The sequence below is a fragment of the Arthrobacter sp. P1_B4 genome, from assembly GCF_056406555.1.
The window spans coordinates 1-2,160 of record NZ_JBFTZW010000181.1; the positions used below are offsets into that span (position 1 = coordinate 1).

Here is a 2,160-nt window from a genome sequence, read left to right on the forward strand (position 1 = left end):
CCCCGACCTGGAAAGCTCGCGGATCACCGCGCACCTCACCTCAGCCATCATGGACTTGGAGCACGTGACGGTGCATGACCTCTCCGCCGCCCACCCGGACCGGCGGTTCGACACCGCCCGGGAACAGGAATTGCTGCGCGGGCACGACACCATCGTCTGGCAGTTCCCGTGGCACTGGTACTCCGTCCCGGGGGTCCTGAAGGAGTGGATGGACCAGGTGCTCACCTACGGCTTCGCGTACGGCGCCGGAGGCGACGCCCTCCACGGAAAGCGGCTCCAGCTGGTGCTGTCGACCGGCGGCCCTGAATCGTCCTACGCGCCGGCAGGACACAACCGCTTCACGATGGAGGAGCTCCTGCGCCCCCTCGACGCGACCGCGCACTTGTGCGGCCTGGAGATGGCCCAGCCACTCATCCTGCATTCGGCACCCCGGGTGGACGCCGACGAACTCGGCCGGCACGCCGCCCGGTACCGAGAACTGCTGGCTCCCGCGTCGGTCGCCGCGCGGTAGCCGGAATCCGGTGCGTCGGATCAGACGCACCGGGGGGAGCGGCGGTCAGGCGGCCTGGGCGGCGGACATGAAAGCAGACCCGCCGGCCCGGCTCCGCACAGGCTTTGCCCGGCCGGGTAGCCCGTTGCCGCCAGCAGCAGCACCGCCAGCGTCCAGCGCAGGGCCTCGTCCGCCGTCATGTCCACACAGTCACAACTGCTCGTCGTGGTGGATCCGTTCGCCGAGCTGCCGCAACGGCTCCCCGCTGCCGCTCCACTGCTGGGCGATGAACTCTGCCGCGATGGACACCGCCGTTTCCTCCGGGGTGCGGGCGCCCAGGTCCAGGCCGACAGGACTGTGAAGCCTGGACAACTCGGCCTCAGTCAGTCCCGTCTGCCGAAGCCGTGCCATCCTGTCCTCGTGCGTGCGCCGGGATCCCATGGCGCCGATAAAGGCCACGGGGCTGCCGCGCAGGGCCACCTCAAGGACGGGGATGTCGAACTTCGGGTCGTGGGTCAGGACGCAGAGCACAGCCCTGGAATCCAGCAGGCCTTGGGCAAACTGCTCGCTTAGGTACCGGTGTGGCCACGCGTTGACCACCTCGGCGGCGTCGGGGAATCGCGCCGGCGTCGCGAATACGGACCGCGCATCACAGACGGTCACCCGGTAGCCCAGGAACGCGCCCAGCCGCGCCAGCGCCGCGGCGAAGTCAATGGCGCCGAAAACGAGCATGCGCGGCGGCGGCGCATAGCTGGCAAAGAAGACGCGCATGCCGGTGTCCAGCCGCTCGCCGTCCACACCGTAGTTCAGGATGCCCGTCCGGCCGGCGGCGAGAAGACCCTGGGTGTCGTCGCCGACGGCGCGGTTGGTCCGGTCCGAGCCCAGGTCACCCCCGCAACCGTCCGGCCTGACAACCAGGTGCCGCCCCACGCGGCCGGCATCCGGGTGTTCGATGATCGTGGCGACGCCCACGCGGCGCCCGGCGGTGATGTCCTGCGCGACGGCGTCGAGTTCGGCAAAGCGGTGCCGGGAAACAGGTTCGACGAAGATATCGATGATTCCACCGCAGGTCAGGCCCACGGCAAAGGCATCGTCATCGCTGATCCCGTAGCGCACCAGGGCCGGCACGCCGTCGTCCTTGACCTGGGTGGCGAGCTCGTACACGGCCCCCTCGACGCAGCCGCCGGAGACGGATCCCACGGCCTCGCCGCCGGCCGTCACCAGCATCGCCGCCCCCGGGAGCCGGGGCGCAGATCGGAATGTGCTCACGACGGTGGCCAGGCCTGCCGTGGCACCGCTTCGCCAGTCGGGCAACATGGCCGCGAGGACATCACGCATCGGCGCTCCTCAGAGCCTGCCGCACAGCCGGAGCAGCCGGAACGCCGAACGCCGGCCGGCCCAGTACGCGATGCACGCCACGACGGCGATAACGCCGAGGACCTTCACCGGGCTGGCCAATTGCTCCGCCGCGATTCCCTTGGCGAGGCTCAGCGCATCCAGGCTGCCGTCCGGCGCGGCCTCCGCCGCGATTCCCTTGGCGAGGCTCAGCGCATCCAGGCTGCCGTCGGGCGCAGCCGCCGCTGAGACAGGCACAGGGACCGGTTCCGGCGCCGACGCGGGGACCGGAGCCGGGGTGGGTCCGGGGACCGCCGCAGGGGTCGGTCCGGCAG

General features: G+C 70.8%; 2 protein-coding genes and 1 pseudogene. 1 reads left to right on the forward strand and 2 read right to left on the reverse strand.

Annotated features, from left to right (window positions below; genetic code table 11):
• Positions 1–511 (forward strand): NAD(P)H-dependent oxidoreductase (locus AC1D1W_RS20540; protein WP_476944681.1); only part of this gene is annotated, 511 nt, incomplete at its 5' end.
• 189 nt (positions 512–700) lie between these two features.
• On the opposite strand, the gene AC1D1W_RS20545 is transcribed toward AC1D1W_RS20540, so the two are convergent.
• Together AC1D1W_RS20545 and AC1D1W_RS20550 are read right to left on the reverse strand one after the other, a co-directional pair.
• A complete protein-coding gene (locus tag AC1D1W_RS20545) occupies positions 701–1,828 on the reverse strand; it encodes an XdhC family protein (RefSeq protein WP_243177781.1) in 1,128 nt (375 codons plus the stop codon).
• A gap of 9 nt (positions 1,829–1,837) precedes the next feature.
• Positions 1,838–2,160, reverse strand: a pseudogene (locus tag AC1D1W_RS20550) (hypothetical protein); the annotation flags it as partial.